At 68.1% G+C, this 20,725-nt stretch carries 16 protein-coding genes and 1 pseudogene; 6 read left to right on the top strand and 11 right to left on the bottom strand.

Annotated features, from left to right (window positions below; translation table 11 throughout):
- Window positions 1-22: 22 nt before the first annotated feature.
- Window positions 23-2,359 (bottom strand): DUF3772 domain-containing protein, encoded by a 2,337-nt coding sequence (locus ACZL02_RS09460; protein ID WP_472937276.1) that lies wholly within the window; start codon window positions 2,357-2,359, stop codon window positions 23-25.
- A 318-nt stretch (window positions 2,360-2,677) separates the two neighbouring features.
- Between ACZL02_RS09460 and speB the strand changes: the two genes are divergently transcribed.
- From speB to ACZL02_RS09445, 3 genes are all read left to right on the top strand, one after another.
- Window positions 2,678-3,643: an agmatinase gene (gene speB / locus ACZL02_RS09455; protein ID WP_472937277.1), complete on the top strand. Its 966-nt coding sequence runs from the start codon at window positions 2,678-2,680 to the stop codon at window positions 3,641-3,643.
- A 133-nt stretch (window positions 3,644-3,776) separates the two neighbouring features.
- The gene (locus tag ACZL02_RS09450; protein WP_472937278.1) at window positions 3,777-5,156 is read left to right on the top strand and encodes a sensor histidine kinase; all 1,380 of its coding nucleotides are present in this window, start codon (window positions 3,777-3,779) and stop codon (window positions 5,154-5,156) included.
- A 54-nt stretch (window positions 5,157-5,210) separates the two neighbouring features.
- A complete protein-coding gene (locus tag ACZL02_RS09445) occupies window positions 5,211-5,600 on the top strand; it encodes a response regulator (protein WP_472937279.1) in 390 nt (129 codons plus the stop codon).
- Between the two features lie 142 nt (window positions 5,601-5,742).
- On the opposite strand, the gene ACZL02_RS09440 is transcribed toward ACZL02_RS09445, so the two are convergent.
- The 3 genes and pseudogenes from ACZL02_RS09440 to ACZL02_RS09430 form a co-directional block, all read right to left on the bottom strand.
- Window positions 5,743-6,396 carry an amino acid ABC transporter permease gene (locus tag ACZL02_RS09440; RefSeq protein WP_472937280.1) on the bottom strand — a complete coding sequence of 218 codons (654 nt, stop codon included), beginning with the start codon at window positions 6,394-6,396 and terminating at the stop codon, window positions 5,743-5,745.
- A 74-nt stretch (window positions 6,397-6,470) separates the two neighbouring features.
- Window positions 6,471-7,130, bottom strand: a pseudogene (locus tag ACZL02_RS09435) (amino acid ABC transporter permease); the annotation flags it as partial.
- Window positions 7,131-7,135: 5 nt separating this feature from the next.
- Window positions 7,136-7,939 (bottom strand): transporter substrate-binding domain-containing protein, encoded by an 804-nt coding sequence (locus ACZL02_RS09430; RefSeq protein ID WP_472937281.1) that lies wholly within the window; start codon window positions 7,937-7,939, stop codon window positions 7,136-7,138.
- Between the two features lie 718 nt (window positions 7,940-8,657).
- Here ACZL02_RS09430 and ACZL02_RS09425 point away from each other — a divergent pair.
- Window positions 8,658-9,791 (top strand): GGDEF domain-containing protein, encoded by a 1,134-nt coding sequence (locus tag ACZL02_RS09425; protein WP_472937282.1) that lies wholly within the window; start codon window positions 8,658-8,660, stop codon window positions 9,789-9,791.
- Between the two features lie 149 nt (window positions 9,792-9,940).
- On the opposite strand, the gene ACZL02_RS09420 is transcribed toward ACZL02_RS09425, so the two are convergent.
- The 3 genes from ACZL02_RS09420 to ACZL02_RS09410 all read right to left on the bottom strand — a co-directional run bounded on the left by ACZL02_RS09420 (window position 9,941) and on the right by ACZL02_RS09410 (window position 12,060).
- Window positions 9,941-10,660, bottom strand: coding sequence for a Bax inhibitor-1/YccA family protein (locus tag ACZL02_RS09420; RefSeq protein ID WP_472937283.1), 720 nt, complete (start codon window positions 10,658-10,660; stop codon window positions 9,941-9,943).
- 61 nt (window positions 10,661-10,721) lie between these two features.
- Entirely contained in the window at window positions 10,722-11,492 is a 771-nt protein-coding gene (locus tag ACZL02_RS09415; protein ID WP_472937284.1) for an anti-sigma factor family protein, read from the bottom strand.
- Window positions 11,479-12,060, bottom strand: coding sequence for a sigma-70 family RNA polymerase sigma factor (locus ACZL02_RS09410; protein WP_472937285.1), 582 nt, complete (start codon window positions 12,058-12,060; stop codon window positions 11,479-11,481). The genes ACZL02_RS09415 and ACZL02_RS09410 overlap by 14 nt, the downstream gene beginning before the upstream one ends.
- A 221-nt stretch (window positions 12,061-12,281) precedes the next feature.
- Here ACZL02_RS09410 and ACZL02_RS09405 point away from each other — a divergent pair, with 221 nt between their 5' ends.
- Together ACZL02_RS09405 and ACZL02_RS09400 are read left to right on the top strand one after the other, a co-directional pair.
- The gene (locus tag ACZL02_RS09405) at window positions 12,282-13,706 is read left to right on the top strand and encodes an MFS transporter (RefSeq protein ID WP_472937286.1); all 1,425 of its coding nucleotides are present in this window, start codon (window positions 12,282-12,284) and stop codon (window positions 13,704-13,706) included.
- Window positions 13,703-14,458, top strand: a complete 756-nt coding sequence (locus ACZL02_RS09400) for an IclR family transcriptional regulator (RefSeq protein WP_472937287.1) — start codon at window positions 13,703-13,705, stop codon at window positions 14,456-14,458. The genes ACZL02_RS09405 and ACZL02_RS09400 overlap by 4 nt, the downstream gene beginning before the upstream one ends.
- 4 nt (window positions 14,459-14,462) lie before the next feature.
- Here the strand turns inward: ACZL02_RS09400 and ACZL02_RS09395 are convergent, their stop codons facing one another.
- Genes ACZL02_RS09395 through ACZL02_RS09380 form a run of 4 tightly spaced genes read right to left on the bottom strand, consistent with a single transcriptional unit; the run spans window position 14,463 to window position 20,707 of the window.
- Entirely contained in the window at window positions 14,463-16,649 is a 2,187-nt protein-coding gene (locus ACZL02_RS09395) for a site-2 protease family protein (protein ID WP_472937288.1), read from the bottom strand.
- Complete coding sequence (locus ACZL02_RS09390) at window positions 16,646-18,031, bottom strand: efflux RND transporter periplasmic adaptor subunit (RefSeq protein WP_472937289.1); 1,386 nt, start codon at window positions 18,029-18,031, stop codon at window positions 16,646-16,648. Before ACZL02_RS09390 ends, ACZL02_RS09395 begins: the two co-directional genes overlap by 4 nt.
- Window positions 18,024-18,770, bottom strand: a complete 747-nt coding sequence (locus tag ACZL02_RS09385) for an efflux RND transporter periplasmic adaptor subunit (RefSeq protein WP_472937290.1) — start codon at window positions 18,768-18,770, stop codon at window positions 18,024-18,026. The genes ACZL02_RS09390 and ACZL02_RS09385 overlap by 8 nt, the downstream gene beginning before the upstream one ends.
- A 59-nt stretch (window positions 18,771-18,829) precedes the next feature.
- Window positions 18,830-20,707, bottom strand: coding sequence for a TolC family protein (locus ACZL02_RS09380; protein ID WP_472937291.1), 1,878 nt, complete (start codon window positions 20,705-20,707; stop codon window positions 18,830-18,832).
- Window positions 20,708-20,725: the final 18 nt, after the last annotated feature.

Raw genomic sequence — 20,725 nt, 5'->3', positions numbered from 1 at the left:
CCCGACCTTTCAGGCGCGACGCCTACGCCGGCGCCGTCAACTGGATGTCGTCGGCGCGGAACTTCTCGAGAACGGCGAAGAGCAGTGCGCTGCGGGTGGAGTAGACCTGGCGGGGGCCGGCGACGAAGGCGAGGGCGTTGAAGCTGATCTTGCCGTCGGAGATCGCGTCGATGAAGACGTTGGGCTTCGGGTCGTCGAGCACGGCCGGGTGCCGGTCGAAGATCTGCAGCAGCGTCTCGCGCACCGCGATGGCATCGATGGTGATCGGCGCGGTGAACATGATCTGCACGCGGCCGATCGGGTCGGCGAGCGTCATGTTGCGGATCGACTTGGTGATCAGCTCGGAGTTCGGCACGATCAGCGTCGAGCGGTCGGCGATCTGGATCTCGGTCGAGCGCACGTTGATGCGCTTGACGTCACCCTCGTCGGTGCCGATGCGCACGATGTCGCCGATCTTCACCGGCCGCTCGGCGAGAAGGATCAGCCCCGAGATGAAGTTCTGGGTGATCGCCTGCAGGCCGAAACCGATACCCACCGACAGTGCGGAGACGACGAGGGCGATGCGCTCGACCCCGATGCCGAGCGAGGTCAGCGCCCAGAAGCTGGCGAAGATGATGCCGGCATAGCTGACGATCATGCTGGCGGAATTGCGCGCGCCGGCGTCGAGCTCGGTCGTCGGGAGATAGGTCTCGTCGAGCCAGCGCCGGACGACACGCATGGCGGCAAGGCCGAGGACGAGGGCCAGGAGCGCCTTCAGGATGGCGCCCGGTGCCAGCGTGAACCCGCCGAGATTGATCGAGGAGAGGTCGCCGAACTGCGAGAACAGCGCGCCGGTGCCGGGTCCGAAGGGCGCGAAGATCGCCGCGAGGGCGAGCAGCACGATGGCGATCCGCAGGAAGGCGGAGACCACGACGCCGGCCTGGCTGACGCGGCTCTTGCGGATGCCGAGGCCCGCATTGGCGGCGCGTCCGAGCCAGCCATCGCCCGACAGCAGCATGGTCGAGAAATCGTCGGTGACCACCAGGAGAAGGTAAGCCGCCGCCACGACGATCGCGAACCAGAAGGTCTGCCGGCCGATGAACAGCGAGAAGTTGATGTAGCCCTGCAGCGCCGCGACGAGGCTGACGGCGAGCGCCAGCCAGCCTAGCATCGAGGCGAGCGTCACCAGCGAGCGCGTCGCCGAGGGCTGCGAGACCTCTTCTGCGTCTGGGTCACGCCGGCGCAGCCTGCGGACGGTGATGAGGATCGCCAGCGTCAAGCTTGCATAGCCGAGCGCGATGACGAGGTTGGCGACCGCGGTGGAGGGCGGGCTGGCGGCAATGGTGCTGTTCAGCTGGATCAACCCGATGCCGAAGGCACCGAGGATGGCGGTGATCAAAGGGTAGGGCCGCAGCTTCGTGGCGGCCGCGTCGCCGATCGGCAGCAGCCGCCATGATGCCTGGTCCACCAGCAGCAGGCCGGCGCCGAGCGAGACGATGAAGGCGCCGATCGAGGCGCTGAGCACCATGCTGGAGACCACCGCGTCGACGTCCGGCGTCAGCGCATTGGCCCAGCGCAGGCCCTGGACGAGGACGAACAGCGCGATGATGGCGCTGAGCGTGCCGACGAGCACGAACCAGAGAGCGAGGCCCGACCGGCGGGCGCGGGTCCCCGGCGCATGATCGATGGCGAACTGCCGGCCGATGCTGCGGAGGCGCCGGCGAACCGGCAGCCAGATCACGCCCGCGACCAGGAAGGACAGACCGATGATGATCGGGTTGGAACCGGTGATGCCTTCGAAGAAGCCGTCGGCGAGGTGGTAGCGGAACGTCTCGAGCCTGGCGATGTCCGCCGGCCAGGCGACGAGGACCGGCTTCCAGAAATTGGCGCTGAGCGGCGATGCCGTCTTTTCGAACGTGTTGCGGTTGAACTCCTCGGCCAGCGACCGGTTGATCGTATCGACCGCATCATTGGCGTCGGTGGAGAGGAGACGGCCGCGCTTGATGGCAGAATCGACGTCGCTGCGCTCTTGGCCGAGCTGCTCGCGCAAGGTCTTGATGTCGGCCGATTCCGCTTCGGCCGGTTCGCCGAGCTCCTTCAGACGCGAGTCGAGACTTTCGAGCTGCGGCACCAGCGCCGTGGCGGCGGCCGCGGCGCGCGACTGCACCGCGCTCGCCCGGTCGCGCAACGAAATCCGCTGCGCCGAGGGCATGTCGTTGCCGAGCGCCTTGCTGATGTTGTCGAACTCGGCGCTCTGGGCGTCGATCACTTGAACCGGATTCGGCTCGCCCTGCGCCGAGGCCGTCGGGGCGAAGGCGCCGGCTGAGGCGATGAAGAGGAGGGTCGCGAGGGCGAGGAGACGAAGAAATCTGATCATCATGGTCGGGGCCGCGGCGGCCGCAGGTCCTTGCTGAAGGGGAGAAGGCGAGGGCGGAGGCGAGAGCCACCTGAATTCTCGCATGCTTTGTCCCGCGGAGCATCCCGCAGGCATTGCGACGGTCGACGGGGCTGGCAGCTGCCTGCCTGTCCCGGCGGTGTGATGCTGGAGCGCCGTGCGGGCCTGCACGCGCCCGAAGGACGTCCTCACTCTCTGAATCGACGACTGAATCGACGAAGCGGACTTCCGTCGACCCGTTCCGATTTCCGCGTCGATGCTGTAGGCCGGAATGCTGCCCGCGCGGTGGTGCCTAGAACCAGAATGGAGCAAGACTTGGACCGCTTCCAGCCGATCGATGCCGCCCTTGTCCCGCGTTTTGCCGGGATCGCGAGTTTCATGCGCCTGCCGGTGGTCGCAAGCGCCGAAGGTCTCGACATCGCCCTCTACGGCATTCCCTGGGATGGCGGCACCACCAACCGTACCGGCGCCCGGCATGGCCCGCGCGAAATCCGCAACCAGTCGAGCCTGATGCGGCGGGTGCACCATGTTTCGGGCATCGAACCCTTCAGCCTCGCCAACGTCGCCGACATCGGAGATCTGGCGGTCAACCCTGTCGACCTGCAGACCAATCTCGAGATCATCCGGGCCGGCGTCGCGGCAATCGTCGCCGCCGGGGCGCGGCCGCTCGGCGCCGGCGGCGACCACCTGACCACGCTGCCGGTGCTGCGCGCGGTCGCCGCCGATCGTCCGGTCGGGATGATCCAGTTCGACGCCCATTCCGACACCAACGACCGCTATTTCGGCGACAATCTCTACACCCACGGTACGCCGTTCCGGCGGGCGGTCGAGGAGGGCCTGCTCGACCCGCGGCGGGTGGTGCAGATCGGCATTCGCGGATCGGTCTACGAGGTCGGCGAGCACGACTGGGCGCGGGCGCAGGGCATGCGGGTGATCTACATGGAGGAGGTCGTGCGGCGCGGCGTCGAGGACGTGATGGCCGAGGCGCGGGCGATCGTCGGCACGGGCCCGGCTTACGTCACCTTCGACATCGACTGCATCGATCCGTCGATGGCACCCGGCACGGGGACGCCCGAGGTGGGCGGTTTCACGACGCGCGAGGCGCAGCAGATGCTGCGTCTGCTCGAGGGCATCGACATCGTCGGCGCGGATGTGGTGGAGGTTTCGCCACCCTTCGACCTCGGCGGGATGACGGCGCTGGCCGGCGCGACCATGCTGTTCGAGCTGCTCTGCGTCATGGCCCGGGTGACGAAGCAGAACCCTGGCTGAATGCCGCTGCCGGCTGGCGAGGGCGGCGAGAAGAAGAAGAGTTCGTAACCTCGAATTCGGCCAAGAGTTGATTTCGGACCCTTGCATCGTATAGCTGGCTTCTGTGGCGATGCATGCCGCTCGGATTTGTTGCGTGACCACCTCTCCCGTCCTGACCCCCGCAGAGCTTGCCGATCCCTCGTTCCTCGCCCGGATTCTCGCTTCTTCGAACGACTGCATCAAGGTGATGGATCTCGACGCGCGTGTGGTGTTCATGAGCGCCGGCGGGCAGCGGGTGATGGAAGTCGACGACTTCGAGGCGATCCGCGGCTGTTCCTGGCCAGACTTCTGGACCGAGCAAGGCAATATCGATGCGCTGGCCGCCGTAAAGGCGGCACGGGCCGGCCATGTCGGTCATTTCCAGGGGATGGCGGATACGCTGAAGGGACGCGCCCGGTACTGGGACGTCCAGGTGACGCCCATTCTCGGCGACGACGGCAAGCCGGAGGCCTTGCTGTCGGTTTCGCGCGACATCACCGATACGCGGATCGCGCGCAGCGAGGAGCGGCTGAACCTTGCCCTCGGGGCGTCCGGCATGGTCGGCGTCTGGGACTGGGATCTGCAGAGCGACCTGATCTATTCCGACCCGAACTTCGCCCGTATCTACACCGTCGATCCCGACTGGGCGAGCGCCGGGGCGCCGCTCAGCGAGTACATCAAGAACTTCCACCCCGACGACATGCCGGAGTTCCAGGCCGAGCTCGAACGACTGTTCGGCGGTGCTCCCGAGTTTTCGTGCGAGTACCGGGTGCTCCAGCCGGATGGTTCGGTGCGCTGGGTCTTGGCGCGCGGAAAGCTGGTGCGCGATGGCAACGGCGTCCCGCTGCGTTTCCCTGGGGCGTCCGTCGATATCACCGAGCGCAAGCTTGCCGAGGAGCGCCGCAACGACCTGGCGCACGAGATGGCGCACCGGGTGAAGAACATCCTCGCCATGGTACAGGCGATTGCCTCGCAGACCTTCCGGCAGGTGACGACGGTCGAGGAGGGACGCACGGCGATCAATGCGCGGCTGAACGCTCTCGCCCGTGCCCAGGATATCCTGATCCAGCCCGACCGGCCGGATGCGGGCATTCGCAGCATCGTCGAGGGCGCGCTGGAGGCGCACCGGACCGGACAGCTGATCAGCATTGCCGGGCCGGACCTGCCGCTGCGGGCGCAGCAAGGCCTCGGCCTGTCGCTCGCCTTGCATGAACTGGCGACGAATGCGGCCAAGTATGGCGCTCTGTCGACCGAGCATGGGCGTGTCGACGTGTCCTGGACGGTGACGCCGGAGGATGAGTTCGTCTTCGACTGGGTGGAAAGCGAAGGACCACGCGTCGTGCTGCCCGAGCGGACGGGGTTCGGGACCAAGCTCGTGGAACGTGTGGTGGCGCCGTACTTCAACGGCAGGGCGGCGCTCGATTTCGACCCGTCCGGAGTGCGTTTCCGGCTAGTGAGCGACATCGGTGAACTCGCTGGCAAAACAAAATCATGATTTTGTTTCAACGCATTGCAGGAACTCTTATGTTCTGGATGAAGTTCTGGCTGCATGGGTGAATCGGTAAACTACCGGCAGTATGCCGTCCTCGTGGTCGAAGATGACCCCATTCTCCTGATGGACGCGATGGAGCTGGTCGAGGATGCCGGCCTCTCGGTTTACGGCGCCCGCGATGCCGATGCGGCGATTGGCCTGCTGGAGCGACACCCGGACATCCGCATCCTGTTCAGCGACGTCGAGATGCCGGGCACGATGGATGGACTGAAGCTGGCCCGCGCCGTCCGCGACCGCTGGCCACCGGTGACGATCATCATGACGTCCGGCCGGGTGAAGGTCGGCGCAGGCGACATGCCGGAGAACGGGATGTTCTTCGCAAAACCCTATCCGCCAGCCGACATCGTCAATGCGCTCAGCCGGATCGCCGGCGAAATTCTCAACTAACGAATATCCCAATCCGCTACAGGTGCATGGCGTAGGTCGCCGCGCAGCCCACAGGCGCCAATTCCCATCCAGCGTGTGCCGGCTTTTGCCTTGGCACTGGACTGTCGCGGGTACCTGGCGCAACGCAATTGGCGCTGAAGGTTTACCGCCGCGCGACAGCCGCCTGACGCTCCAGCGCTTTGGCATAGCGGGTCAGCGGAAAACACATCGCGAAGTAGATCAGCGCGACAACCCCGTAGACGGTGAACGGCGCGAAGGTAGCGTTGTTGATGGCGTTGGAGGTCTTGACCAGTTCGTCGAAGCCTATGATCGAGGTCAGCGCCGTGCTCTTCACCAGCTGAACCAGGAAGCCGACGGTGGGCGCTCGGGTGATCGCGAAGGCTTGCGGCAGGACAATCAGCCGAAGCTGGGTGACCGTGTGCAGGCCAAGGCTCCGCGCAGCGTCCCACTGCCCGTCCGGGATCGCCTCGACCCCGCCGCGCCAGATCTCGCCGAGGTAGGCGCTCGCGAACAGCGTCAGCGCGAGGACGGCGGCCGTCCAGGCCTCGATGCGAAGTCCGAGCAGCGGCAGGCCGAAGAACACCAGGAACAGCTGCATCAGCAAGGGCGTGCCCTGGAACAGCGCGATGTAGCCTTGCGCGGCGCGTCTGAGGAGCTTGCCCCGGCTGGTCCGCGCGAGGAGAACGAGGAGCCCGACCGTGCCGCCGCAGACGAAGGCGGCGATCGACAGGAGGACGGTCCAGCGCGCCGCCAGGAGCAGGTTTCGCAGGATGTCCCAGAGGGTGAACTCGATCATGCGCCGCCCCCCGGCATCGGCGCCAGTGCGCTCTCGGCCTTGGCGGCGCGGGGGACCTTGCCCTCGGGCGGAGGGCCGCGGGCGATGAAGCGGGTGCCGATGAGGTTCATCAACCGCCGCAGTGCCATCGACAGGCCGAGATAGACGGCGGTGACGACGAGATATGTCTCGAAGGCGCGGAAGGTGCGGGCCTGCAGGAGGTCGGCCTCGTAGGTTAGGTCGCGGACCGCAATCTGCGACACGACAGCCGATTCCAGCATCATGATGACCAGCTGGCTGGTGAGGGCGGGGAAGATCACCTTCAGCGCCTGCGGCAGGACGATGCTGACGAAGACGCGGTAGCGCCGCAGGCCGAGCGCCAGCGCCGCCTCGCTCTGCCCCTCCGGCACGGCGTCGAGGCCGGCGCCGACGATCTCCGTGCCGTAGGCGCCGAGGTTGATGGTCATGGCGAGGATCGCCGCGGTCATCCCGTCGAGCCGCACGCCGATTGCCGGCAGGCCGAAGAAGATGAAGAACAGCTGCACCAGGAACGGCGTGTTGCGGATCAACTCGACATAGAAGCTGACCAGCCAGCGCGCCGGCTTCAGCCGGCTGCGGCGGCCGCTTGCGCCGAGAATGCTGATGAGGACGCCGAGCGGCGCGGCCACGGCGATCAGTAGGATCGTCGTAACGGCGCCGTCCGCCAGGATCGTGGCAGCCTCGGCCAGCCAGCTGAAGTCGAGGCTGTAATGCATGCGGTTCAGAGGTCCTTCGGATCCAGCGGCTTGCCGAGCCACTTCACCGAGATCTCGTTCAGCGTACCGTCGGCCAGCAGCTTGTCGATCGTCTCCTCTAGCATTGCCTTCAGCTTCGGCTCACCCTTGGCGAGCGCGATGTGGTCGGGCGAGCTCATCAGCTGGAACTTCTGCTCCGGCGCCAGATCGGTCTGCTTGGCGAGCACCTGCGCGCCAACGTCGTTGCCGACCGCCATCATGTCGGCCTGGCCGGACAGGAAGGCCTGGATCACCGAGTTGTAGTTGTCGAAACGCTTGATCTCGGCATCCTTCGGCGCCGCCTCGGTCAGCCAGGTGTCTTCCAGCGTGCCGCGGTTGACCGCGATGGAGTGGCCGGAAAGGCCGGCCTTGTCGGTCACCGCGAGCGCCTTCGGACCGATGACGCCGATGTAGTAGGGCGCATAGGCCTTGGTGAAGTCGATGACCTTCTCGCGCTCGGCGCTGTGGCCGACGCTGAGCAGGATGTCGACGCGCTTCTCGGTGAGGAACGGAATGCGGTTCTGGCCGGTGACGCTGACGAGGTTCAGCTTGACGCCCATGGTCTTGGCGAGGATCTCGGCAACGTCGATGTCGTAGCCCTTGAGGCTCATGTCGGACGATACCGAGGAGAAGGGCGGGAAGTCGGAGAAGACGCCGACATTGAGGACACCAGCGGACTTGATGGCATCGACGCCATCCGCGCGGGCGGCCGTCGCACCGAGGCCGAAGCCAAGGACAACCGCGGCACAGGCGGCACGGAGCGCCAGGGCGCGGCGGGTGAGGTTCGGCATGGGCGTGTCCTTATCGAGAAGCGGGAACTGGATCGAGAAGCAGGAACTGGATCGAGGGGCAGGAACGGGATCGAGGGAAGCGAGCCTACGCGGATGCGGCGGATCAGCGGAGCCGGACGGCGGGCCAAGTTGTCAGGTCACCGGACCTTCGCGGCTGGCGGCTGCGTCACGGCGCCACAGCGTCAGCGAGAGCCAGCGTTGCTTGGATGGTGCGGGACTATACTTCAGGTTTCATCTGGGCCGACGTTCGTCCGAGGGCGGCATGGTTCGACGTTTTCAAAAATCACGATACCGGGAAGCCCTGCGTGAATCCACGCTGAAACAGCGGCATAAACGGATTTCCAAGACGAAGATTTGAGCAGTGCGCCTCCGAATGCGGCACTCCGTGCGGGCTCTCCGGCAATGGTGTCGCCGCTTGGCGCACCGAGCGATCGCGGCTCCTGACAGGCGCTCCCGTCTTGGCGAGAGGACGGCCATCCCTCCGAGCGAGCAGGTTGCCCCGTGATTCCCTACGGCGGGAACAGAGCCCGGTTCTTCTCGTACGACTTGCGGCTTGTCGACTTTGTCGAGGCGGTATAATGGGCTGTTTGCTTAGCCTCGACTAGAAAAGACAAGTTTACGTGAATATTAGCTGGCTATCGCACTGTTGGCTAGCAACTATCTGCTTTAAATTAACAATCGTGTGCTAGTTTTCTGACGGTTTTCAAATGGGGCAAGCATGATCGGCAGCATTTTCCGTCGGGTCCGGGGCGACGACGTAGACGGCCAGATCTTCGGCGAGATGCTGGACCAGATGTATGCCTCTGCCAAGGCGATATGCTTCAGCACGGCCATGCTGATGGTCGCGGCGGTCTATTGCTCGCTGCGGACCGGCGATGCCGTCTTCATCGCGCTCAGCATCGCGGCAGCGGTCGCTGGCACGCTGCGGATCGCCAACAGCGTGGCCTACCTGTTGCGGCAGCGCGGCGGCGAGTCCCGCGCCGATCTGCGGGCCTGGCAGCTGCGGTATGCCTTGACCGCCTTCCTCTACTCCGCCGCCTTCGGCGGGATGATGTTCCGCTCCGCCGTTCTCGGCGACGTGCCGACCTTCGCCTGGTGCTACGGTCTCGGCTGCGGTTACGCCGCCGGGCTGGTCGGGTATGTCGCGATGCGCCCGGCGATCGCCGGGGTGCAGAGCTTTATCCTCATGGCGCTCGGCATCCTCGGCTGCCTGACGACGGGCGACCCGATGTACCAGATGATGGCGCTGACGCTGCTGCTCGGCTGGGTGGCGATCCTCAGCAACATCCAGGTCCAGTACAATAGCGTGCGCGAGATGCTGGAAAGCCGCCGGGAACTCGACCGGATCGCCCGGACCGATTTGCTGACGGGTCTCTGGAACCGCCGGCACTTCGAGGAGAAGTTCATGCCGCTGGTTGCCGAGGCCGAGGGCCATGCGACGCTGCTGGCCATCGACCTCGACCACTTCAAGCCGATCAACGACACGCATGGGCACGAGACCGGCGACGAGGTGCTGCGCGAGGTGAGCCGGCGGCTGGTGGACGGCGCGCCGGAGGGGCACTTGATGGCGCGGACCGGCGGCGATGAGTTCTCGATGCTCCTGACCGGCACGGCCGCCGGTAGCGCCGCGGCGGTGGCGGATGCGCTCGTCGCCGCGCTCTCCCAGCCGATCATGATTTCCCGCGGCAGCGTCAGCCTCGGCGGCAGTGTCGGTCTGGCAAGGGTGCAGGACGGCGACAGCTACGAGGCGGTCGCGCGGCGCGCGGACATCGCGCTTTATGCGGCGAAGATCGCCGGGCGCAACGCGGTGCGTATCTTCGACCAGCCGACATCAGCCACTTTGGTCGCCTGAAACCGGCCCGTGCCGGCGATCTGTTTTCCCTGACGACAAATGCTCGCGTTCTCAGCGCGATGCGTGCCTCCCCAAACGAAAATGGCCCCGGCAAACGCCGGGGCCATCCTTGTCGGTCGATGAAGGCCGAGAGGCTATTCGCGCTGAGCCTATTCGCGCTCACCAGTGAAGTTCAGCAAGAGCTGGAAGATGTTGACGAAGTTGAGGAACAGCGAGAACGCGCCGAACACCGCCATCTTCTGCCGGGACTCCTCGGAGAAGTTCTCGGCATACTGTTCCTTGATGTTCTGGGTGTCCCAGGCGGTGAGGCCGGTGAAGACGATGATGCCGATCACCGAGACGGCGAACTGCAGCGCCGACGAGCCGATAAAGATGTTGACGACGCTGGCGATGACGACGCCGATGAGGCCCATCATCAGGAGCGAGCCCATCTTCGTCAGGTCGCGCTTGGTGGTGTAGCCGTAGAGGCTGGTCGCGCCGAACATCGCCGCGGCAATGAAGAAGGTGTTGGCGATGCTGGCGCCGGTGAAGACCAGGAACACCGAGGCGAGCGACAGGCCCATGACGGCGCAGAAGGCCCAGAAGGCGAACTGGGCGGTCGCGGCCGACATCGTCTGGATCTTGAACGAGAACACCAGCACGAAGGCGAGCGGCGCCAGCATCACCACCCACTTCAGCGGCGAGGAGAAGATCGGCACGTAGAGCGCCGGCGTGGTGCCGACGACGTAGGCCACCAACCCGGTGACCACGAGGCCGAGGCCCATGTAGTTGAAGACGCGCAGCATGTGCTTGCGCAGGCCCTCGTCGAAGATGACGCCGGACTGCTGGGCGGTTTGTGCGCCCCAGCCGGATTGAGTGGGTGTGTTCATCGAGAAGCTCCTTTGGGGGTGGGGGAGATCAGCCGAAAGCTCAGCCCGAGGGCTGCGGCCTTCAGTAGAGGGTGCGCGCGAGTGCTGCGGCGGCGCGGCCGAGCGCCTCGCGCGGGGCGGTGTCGGCGACCAGCGCGTAGCCGACCTCGCCGACCTGCCAGTAGGCCGCCGTGACGCCGTCCTCAGCGGTAGTGCGGGGTTCCACCACGTCGAACCGGCCGGGCCGCACGGCGAAGACCGACAGCGATCCGAGCTCGGTCTCGACCGCCATCTCGACGCTCGGGCCGAAAGGCGAGGGGAAGAGCTGCACGTCCGTCACCGTCCAGTCCGCCGGCAGCTTCGGCATGGCGATGGCGGTGGCGGCGAGGATCTCGGCCGGCGCGTAGCGGCTGGTGCCGCCCTGCGACGGCATCTTCGCGCTGACGGCGGCGGTGCGGTGGGCGAGAACGGCGTCGCCGACGAAGGCCGGCGGCTGCGCCGATGCGGAAACCTCGCGCACGCCGAGCGGTCCCATTTCAGCGTGCGCCAGCCAGCCGACGGCGATGAACAGGCCGACGGCCGCGACACGTCGCAGGCTGGCGCCGACCCGGCGGCGGCCGAGCGCGCGTTCCAAGCGGCGCGCGGTCTCGGCGGTGGCAAGGCTTCCCGGCAGCGGGGGCTCGGCCAAAGCCAGCCGCAGTTCGTGCTGGCCGCGCAGGTCCGCCATGATCCGGGCGGCGAGTGCGGGATGGCTGGCAAGATGCGCCTCGACGGCGATCTGCCGTTCCGGCGAAAGCTGGCCGTCGACATAGGAAACGAGGTCGGTCTCGACGATCGGGTCAGGCGCTGTCATCGACACCTCCAAGGGAAAGCGGGGTTTGCCGTGGTGATTCTCGCGGGAACTCGGAGGCCCGCAGCGGGATCACGTTGGCGCCGGCGGCGGTGCCGTCCTCGATCGCCCGCAGCCGGGCGCGCGCGCGCGAAATGCGCGAGACGACGGTGCCGACGGGCACGCCCAGCGCTGCGGCGGCGTCCTCGTAGGACAGCCCGTCGATCGAAACGAGGTGCAGCGCGGCGCGCTGGTCGTCCGGCAGCGAGAGGAAGGCGTCGCGCACGTCGGCAAGGCGGGCCGAGTGCTCCTGGCCGGCGGGAGCGGCCGTCTCGGCGCTGCGACCGAACTCGGCGGTGCGCAGCGTTTCCGCGCGGCGCGCCCGCTTCTGGTCGACGAAGGCGTTGTGCAGGATCGACAGGAGCCAGGTCCTGAGGTTGTGGCCCCGCCGGAACTGCGCCTGCCGCTCGATCGCCTTGACCAGCGTGTCGTGCACCAGATCCTCGGCGTCGGCGGAATGCCGCGTCAGCGACAGCGCATAGCGCCGAAGCGGTCCGAGCTGTCCTGTGACGTCGAGGTTTTCGTCCTTCATGACCGGGTATACGGCGCCCGCCGGATTTCCATCCACCAGTGGCCAAATTTTTTTGCCGTGTCGCCCAAGTGATCGGTATTCGCCTGTGGCGGGTCTTTCGGGCACGGGTGTGGATCGCGCGGAGGTGAACGGTTTCACCCTTTCATTGCAGTGCAGCAAGGAGTATTTCACCAGGCGAAACGACGTTCTATTCCTGGAGCGTTCCGACATCGGGTGGTGGCATGCAGACGGACGGACTGGAATCGCCGCGGCGCCAATGGGCGCTGGCGACGGTAATCATCGGCATCAGCCTTGCCGTCATCGACAGCTCGGTGGCGAACGTTGCGCTGCCGGCGATCGCGGCGGACTTCGGCGTCACCCCGGCGAGCTCGATCTGGATCGTCAACGGCTACCAGATGGCGCTGGTGATCTCGCTGCTGCCGTTCGCCGCCCTCGGCGAGATCTACGGCTATCGCCGCGTCTACAGCGCCGGGCTCGCCGTCTTTACCTTGGCCTCGCTCGCCTGCGCGCTGTCGCCGTCGCTGCCAGTGCTGACGCTCTCGCGGATCGCGCAAGGGTTCGGCGCGGCCGGGCTGATGAGCATCAACACCGCGGTGATCCGCTACATCGTGCCGAAGGCGCGGCTCGGCACGGCGATCGGCATGAACGCGATGGTGGTGGCCGTCGCCTCGACGATCGGGCCGACCCTTGCCGGCTTCGTGCTGCACTGGGCGTCCTGGCCCTGGCTGTTCGCTATCAACGTGCCATTCGGCGCTCTAGCCGCTGTCCTGGCGGTGCGGGCGTTGCCGGACAGTGACCTGTCGCCGCGGCGCTTCGACGTCACGGCGGCGCTGCTGAGCGCGGCGATGTTCGGGCTCCTGATCACCAGCGTCGACAGCATCGGGCATGGCGTCGACCTGAAGCTCGTCGCCTTGCAGATCGGCGTCGGCCTTGTCGCCGCGGTCCTCCTGGTGCGGCGCGAACTGCCGAACCCGCTGCCGCTGCTGCCGCTGGATCTCCTGGCGAAGCCGATCTTCGCGCTGTCGATCGGCACCTCGATCGCCTCCTTTGCCGCGCACATGATGGCCCAGGTGGCGCTGCCTTTCCTTCTGTTCAGCCGCTACGGCTTCCCGCCGGTGACCGTCGGGCTGCTGATGGCGCCTTGGCCGATCGCGGTGGCGGTCGCGGCCCCGATCGCCGGAAGGCTGTCCGACCGCCATGCGCCCGGTCTTCTTGGCGGCATCGGGCTTGTCCTCCTGGCGGCGGGACTCGCTGCACTCGGCCTCTTGCCGGCGCAGCCGGGGATCGCCGACATCGTCTGGCGGATGGCGCTCTGCGGCGCGGGTTTCGGCCTGTTCCAGTCGCCCAACAACCGCACGATGATCGGCGCCGCGCCGAAATCGCGCAGCGGCGCGGCCAGCGGCATGCTGAGCACCGCGCGGTTGTCCGGCCAGGCGACGGGGACAGCGATCGTCGGACTTCTTCTCGCGCGCTACGGCATGGACGGGGCTGAGATCTCGCTCTTCGTCGCCGCCGGGACGGCGATGCTCGGGGCATGCGTCAGCCTCTTGCGGCTGGGCCATGTCGGCCCCAATCTCTCGCGCAATGCCGCAGCGGACGAGGATCTCGCCGCCGTTCGGGCGCCGGGAGGAGGGCTGGCACGGTGAGCGAGACGGGCAAGCCCGAGAGCGCCGAGGGCGGCGTACAGGCGGTGGAGCGGGCGCTCGGCCTGCTCGAAGCCTTCTCCATGGACGACGGCCCGCTGACGCTGGCAACGCTCGCCGACCGAACCGGCCTGCACAAGAGCACGCTGCTGCGGCTGGCGGAGACGCTGCTGCGGCGGCGCTACCTCGAGCGTCTGCCGGACGGCCGCTACCGCATGGGCGCCTCGGCCTTCCGGCTCGGCGCCGTCTACCGCAACAGCCAGGTGCCGGGCGACGTGCTGCTGCCGGAGATGCGGGCGCTGACGGCGATCGTCAACGAGAGCGCCGGCTTCTACGTCGCCGACGGCGACCAGCGGGTCTGCCTCTACCGGGTCAATGTCGACCGCTCCCTCGGCTACCGCGTGCGGGTGGGCGATACGCATCCCTTGCCGGGCGGCGCCACGGGGCGGGTGCTCGCCGCCTTCCTTGGCGCTCAGGGCGAAGACTATCCGGCGATCCGCGCCCGCGGCAGCTGGTCGACGGCGGGCGAGCGGGATCCCGATCTTGCCAGCGTCTCGGCGCCGGTGTTCGGGGTCGGCCAGGCGCTGATCGGCGCGCTGACCGTCGGCGGGCCGCGGCGCCGGATCGAGGAGGCGTGGACGTCGATCGAACTGGCGCTGCGGGCCGCGGCCGCGCGCTGCAGCGTGCTGCTCGGCGGCGACGCCACGCTGCTGTCCGCACCCGTCGCGCCGCTCGGCGGCTTGCCCGAGGCCTGAGGCCTCAGGCACCGGCCTCGCGCACCAGAACTCGCAGGATTTGGCGGACGGCACGGCTGGCCATGCTCTGGGGAGTCGCGTCGAGGATCAGGATGCCGCTGACCGTCTGGGTTTCCGGCAGGATCGGGCCGCGAACGCGGGCGGCGACGTCGTAGGCGGGATCGACAGGGGTCAGGCGGCCGCCAGCGAGTTCGTGCACTGCGAACTTGCCGCCATTCTTCGAGGCGAGCTGCGCGATGCCGACGTCCGCCAGCCCGGCGATGCCGAGGTTCTCGACCGCGACATCGACCGCCGGCCGGCTGACGTCGTCCGGGACGAAGCGTCCGGCGGCACCGACGTCGAGGCGCGCCCGTGCGCCGGCGGCGACGTAGCCGCGCACCATGAAGCCTTCTTGGTCGGCCGAGAGATAGCCGAGCTGCTCCTTGCGCGAGACCCAGCGGCCAGGGGCGATGTCCGGGTTGATCTCCCTGACGACGCCGTCGAACGGCGCCCGCACCGTCAGGTCCGCGGTCCGCTCGGCGATGCCGAGGGTTTTCGCCGAGAGGCTGGCGAGGCGACTGTCGTTCAGCGCCTTCTCCGACAGGTCCTCGGCGCTCGCGCCGATGCGCGCCAGCCGCCGCTCGGCGAGCGCGGTGCCGATCTCGGTCAGCCGGCGCTCCTGGTCGAGGGCGGGCGCGGCGAGCGTGAACAGGACGTCGCCCTGGCGGACCGCCTGGCCCTCGCGCACCGCGACACGCTCGACCCGGCCGGGCTCGGCGGGATAGAGCCGAACGAAGCGGGCGGGCTCGAGGAGGGCGGGAGCGGTGACGCTTGCCGACAGCGGCAGCAGGAAGAGAAGCAGCGCGGCGGCGGCAAGGCCGGCGGAAAGGCGGGCCCGGGGGCTCGTCACGATATCGGCGCGCATCGCCCACCACTCCTTCAGTTCGGCATAGACGGGACGGGCGAGGAAGAACCAGACCTCGACCGCGAACATCGCGACGCCGAGGAGCTTGATGGTGAAATGGTAGACCAGCAGCGCGATGCCGACATAGAGGGTCACACGGTAGACGGTCGTCGCCACGGCATAGGCGAGGAGGATGGCGTCGAGCCGCGGCGGGAAGCTCTCGGCAGCGCCCCTGTCGACGCCGAGCACGAACTTCCGCAGCCGCCAGCGCATGTGCTGGAAGGCCCGCGGCTGCAGGTTCTCGACGCCGAGAAGGTCGGCGAACATGTAGTAGCCGTCGAAGCGCATGAACGGATTGACGTTGACGAGCAGGCTGAGGATCCAGCCGGTCGCCGCCAGCACGAACAGGGCGCTGCGCACCGCGCCGTCCGGCACGAACACCCAGAGGAAGAGCGCGATCGCCGCCACCGCGATCTCGACGGCGACGCCCGCGGCATCGATGCAGAAGCGCTGGGCCCGCGAGCGCAGCCGCCATGCCTCGGTGACGTCGGTATAGAGGAGCGGCATCATCAGCATCATCGCGACGCCGATGGTGGGAACGCGGCAGCCGAAACGGTGCGCGGCATAGGCATGGCCAAGCTCGTGCAGGGCCTTGATCAGCACCACGGCAAGGAGCGAGGTGGCCGCGCCCTCCAGCGTGAAGACATGCGGAATGGAGCCGACGAAGGCATCCCATTGGCGCGAGACGAGGTAGAGGCCGGCGAGCCCGATGAGGGCGACGGCGGCGAGAAACCAGCGGGTGCAGACCACCGCGACAGAGGGCCAGGTCGCCCGCAGGAAGCGCTCCGGCCGGACCAGCGGGATCTTGAAGAAAAGGTAGTTGTGGACGACGCTCATCGCCAGTGAATGGCGCTGGGTGGCGGCGGCATGCAGCGTCCTCCAGCCGGAGACCGGCTGCGCCAGGAGGTGCCGCGCATCGAGAAGGCGCAGGACGGCCGCCACCTCGTCGGGCTCGATGCTGCGCCCGAAACGCATCTCGACCGCGGCGCGAAGCCCCTGCAGCGTGCGGCTGGCGTTCCACAGCGACAAGAGCTGGAAGATCTCGAAGGTGACGCGGAAGAATTTGCCGCGCAGCGGATCCTGGACGATCCAGACCGGCGCACCGGAATAGCCGGCGCCGCCCCGCTGGATCGAGAGGTCCTCGCGCAGCGCGGGCAGCGGCACGTCCGTCGGTGCAGTGGGCGTCGGTGCATTGGGCGTCGGTGCATTGGGCGTCGCATTTGGTGCGGCGAGGGCTGCCGCCGTCACAACCCGATCCACTGCCGGATCGCGGCGATCGGCCGGCGGAACAGATAGTAGGCGAGCGGCACCGTCTGGCCGGCGACCTGCGCGGTGCCGTGCACGCCGAGGCGCATGGCAGGGCTTTCGCCCTCGACCGCCGCATAGCTGCGGTAGGCCAGCGTGTTGTCCTCGATCCGGCGGGCCTCGAACGAGACCGAGCGCAGCTGGGCCGCGACCGGGCGGAGGGGATCGGAATCGAGAAAGGCGCGCACCCTGGCGCCGACGCCGAGGGCGATGGCATCGGCGACCGGCACGTCGATCCTTAGCTCCAGCCGGTTAGGGTCGGCGATTTCCATAATGCGCTCGCCGGTCGAGACCGGCCGCCCGATCCAGTCGCGCTTTTCGGTGTAGACGGCGATCCCCGCGGCGGGCGCGCGCACCGTGCTGCGCTCGAAGAGGTCTCTCGCATAGTCGCGCTTGGCGGTGGCGAGCTCCAGTTCGGTGCGGGCGACGGCCAGGTCGGCCCGCATCTTCGCGTCGCCGATCGCGGCCTGGCTGATCCGCTTGAAGCCGGCAAGCGCCACGCCGACGTCGCGCTCGGCCACCGCCAGCTCGTTGCGCAGCACCGTGTCGGCCATGGTGAGGAGGATGTCGCCCTCCGCGACCGCCTGGTTTGGCTCGACGCGGATTTCGCGGATCACGCCGTCGAGCGGCGCGGCGACGATGCGCGGCCCGATCGCGGCGACCTCGGCGGGCGCGAGCACCGTCAGCGACACCGGAAAGATGGCGAGGACCGCAAGGCCGAAGGCGGCGGCGGCGAGCGTCGGCCGCACCGCGATGCGCCGCTTCAGGCGGCGCGGGCCGGCAAGCGACGACCAGGCATGCGCATAGGTCTCGGCGAGGCGCGTGGTCACCAGATCGTCGGCCTCGTTCCAGGGGATCTCGCGGGCGAGCAGCATGCCGGCGAAGACATGGCCGTCGCGCAAGCGGAACGGCAGCCAGCGCAGGTAGCGGAAGGGATAGCTGCCGGCTTCGACCGGATCCGCGTCGCCATAGGCCGGCAAGGTGAACTCGCGCGGCTGATCGATGCCGACATCGGCGGCGAGCGCGTCGACGACGCTCTCGATCCAGAGGATGCGCAAGGCGTTGCGGTCGACCTGGCCGATCGAGGACACCGAGGCGATCCGGAAGCCCGGACCCCTCGCGGCGAGAACGAAGATCTGGCGCGCGCGGGAGAGGCGCAGCGTCTCGTTGGCGGCGAGGAAGGCGAGCTCGGCGACCGTCGGGGCACGCCGCGCCTCCGCCTCGATCTGCAGCAGCATCTCCAGCGGCTGGCGCCTTTCCGGCACCGGGGCGGCGGCGGGCTGCCGCGTCGGGACGGCCGCGGTGATCCGGATCGGCTCAACCATGCGGCACGACAAAGCCCGCAGGCCCGCTCATGCCGGGCAGCACGCCCTCGGTGCCGCCGGTGAACCGGCCGATGACCTTGACGGTCTGGCTGACGGGATCGACGACCGCGGCGATGCGTGCGACCTCCGCCTCGACCGGCGCCCCGGTCTCGTCGATCGCGAGCGTGAACCGCGTGCCCGGCGCCAGCCAGCGCAGCCAGGCCGCCGGCAGCAGCATGTCGATCTCGAGTTCCTCGACGCCGACGATCTGCATCATCGGCTCGGTGCGCACGGGAATCTCGTGCGCATGGGCGCGCAGCTGGCCGATGCGGCCGGCATAGGGGGCGCGGACCTCGCATTGTCCGAACTTGGCGCGGTAGGCCTCGACGTCGGCCGCTGCCTGGGCGGCCTTCACCTCGGACAGCTGCACCTCGACGCGGCCCGCCGCCCGCGACTTGGCAAGACGAAGGTTGTTCTCGAAGGTGATCTGCTCGCCCCGAAGCTTCGCCTCGGCTGATTTGAGCTCGGCGGCCAGACCCGCGCAGTCGAACCTGGCGATGAGATCGCCCTTGGCGAAAGCCTCGCCCTCGCGCAGCGGCAGCTCGGCGATCGGTGCGCCGAGATCGCTCGAGATCCACGCCTCGTTCACCGCCCGGACGATGCCGCGAAGGCTCGCATCCTCGGCCCTTGTGGGCGCGGCAGCCGACAGCGCGAGCGTCGCGGCCCCGGCAAGACAGATCAGCCGCTTCGGCAGGCGCATGGGGAAATCCAGTCTCGACAGTTCAGGCCGTTCGCGAAGGATCGGGCCGGTCGTAAACATCAGGGGGCGCGTGACGCAGCGTCGCCGGCGGCTGCGACGAGGACCGCGATGTCTGCATCCTCCGCTGCCGCGGAGACGGCACCGCGCAGCGCCGGCGCTGCGGATCCGGGTCCGAGGAGCGGCGGAGCGGCGGGCGGCGGCGCAGCTTCCGGCGGGCGCGACGGGGCGCGGGATCGGCGTGCGGTGGCGTGCGGGGCCGCAGCGTCCCGGGGTGGTGCTCCAGCGGTTTTCGCTGCGGCCTCGACCGCCGCTGGCGCGGCCCTGGTGGCCGGGGGCACCGGGGCGGCACGCGCGATGGAAGCGGTGACCGTCGGGTCCGGCACCTCCGGCAGCGGCGACGGTGATCCGGCGGCGGGCTTCGGCGCCGGTGCGCTTCTGTCGCGAACCGAGCCGGTGATCGTCACGCTGCGCCCTTCGGCGGCGCGTGCCTTGGGGTCGCCGAGCTTCTCGCCGCGCTCGAACCACATCGCCTGCAGCGCGGAAGAGATTTCCGCGACGCTCTGCGCCGTGCTCATGCCGGGCGGGAAGGGATCGATGCCGAGCGAGGCATAGACGTTGGCATAGGCGTTCTGGAGATCGGCATAGACCATGTCCATCTCGGCGTCCGCCACCAGCGTGTTCATCTCCTCGCGGATCAGGATCTGCTCCGAGGTGCGCTGCGCCTCGGTCTCCGAGCGGACCTGGCGGACGATCTTGTGCTGGACGGCGGCAAGGCCCCGGGCGGTGTCGTAGGATTTCTGCAGGTGGTCGTGGCGGATCAGGCTGACCTGGATCTGCGTCATGATCGCCATCGCCACCGAAAGCGATCGCTGCTGCAAGAGGTCCTCCTGCGCGGCGATCTTCTGCTTCGTCGCCGGCATGGCCAGCAGTCTCATCAGGTTCCAGCTGACCTTGGCGCCATAGGACACCCAGTCATTGGTCTCGATGTAGCGGTTCGAGTCGTAGTTCGGCCCGGCATAGAGGTTGAAGCTCGGCAGCAGTTCGAGGATCGCGGCGTCGGCCTCGCGGTCGTTGACCCGGAGCTCGTAGGCGATCTCGCGCATTTCGGGGCGGTTGGTCGCGGCGATGGCGTAGAGCTTGGCGGTATCGCGCGGCAGACCGAGCGCCACCGGGCGCTGCGGGGGAACGTCAAGGCGGAAGTCGGAGCCGGGCCGGATGTTGGCGAGGGCGGCGAGCTGGCTCTTGGCGACCTTCAACTCGCCCTCGAGCTTCTCGATCTGCCGCTGCACCTGGATCAGCTCGCGCTCATAGGTGAGGGCGACGAGCGGCGAGGCGTCGTCGCTGCTGGCCAGCTTGCGGGTATCGCGCAGCGCGCCCTGGACGCGGCCCTCGAGCGCGCGGAGGCGGTCGACCAGGCGCTCGTAGCTGGCGGCGCGCCAGTAGGCGGTGCGCACGTCCTCGATGATCCGGTTGACCACCTTGCGCTTCTTTTCCTCCTGGATCAGCACGTCGTCCGCCGCCTGCTGGGCGCGGACGTAGGACAGGCCGAAGTCGAGGATGTTCCAGGTGAAGCCGAGATCGGCGCTGGCGATGCTGGGATCGCGCAATGCGGCAGTAGACGCGTCGGGGGTGTTGCGGCCGGCATAGCCCGAGCCCGCGACGAAGCCCGGCAGCATGCTGTAGTTCGACAGCCGAAGCTCGCGCATTTTCAGCGCCGAGGCCATGATCTCGACCTTCGCGTCCAGATTGTACTTTAGCGCGCGAGCCATGGCGTCGTAGAGGCCGAGGCGGCCCGAGACGGGTTCCTGCAGCGCCGTCACATCGGCCAGCCGTGCCGCAGCGAAGGCATAGTGCTGGGCACTGCCAAACGGCTTTGGCTGGGTCGTGCAGCCGGCCAGCAGGCTGGCCAGCGAGATCAGGACGAGATGGCGCTGCACGAAATACCCCGTTGGTGT

It is taken from the genome of Mesocryomonas fontinalis, assembly GCF_055730125.2.
Note: the sequence above shows the minus strand (reverse complement) of the source record. Positions and strands in the feature narration are given on the sequence as shown.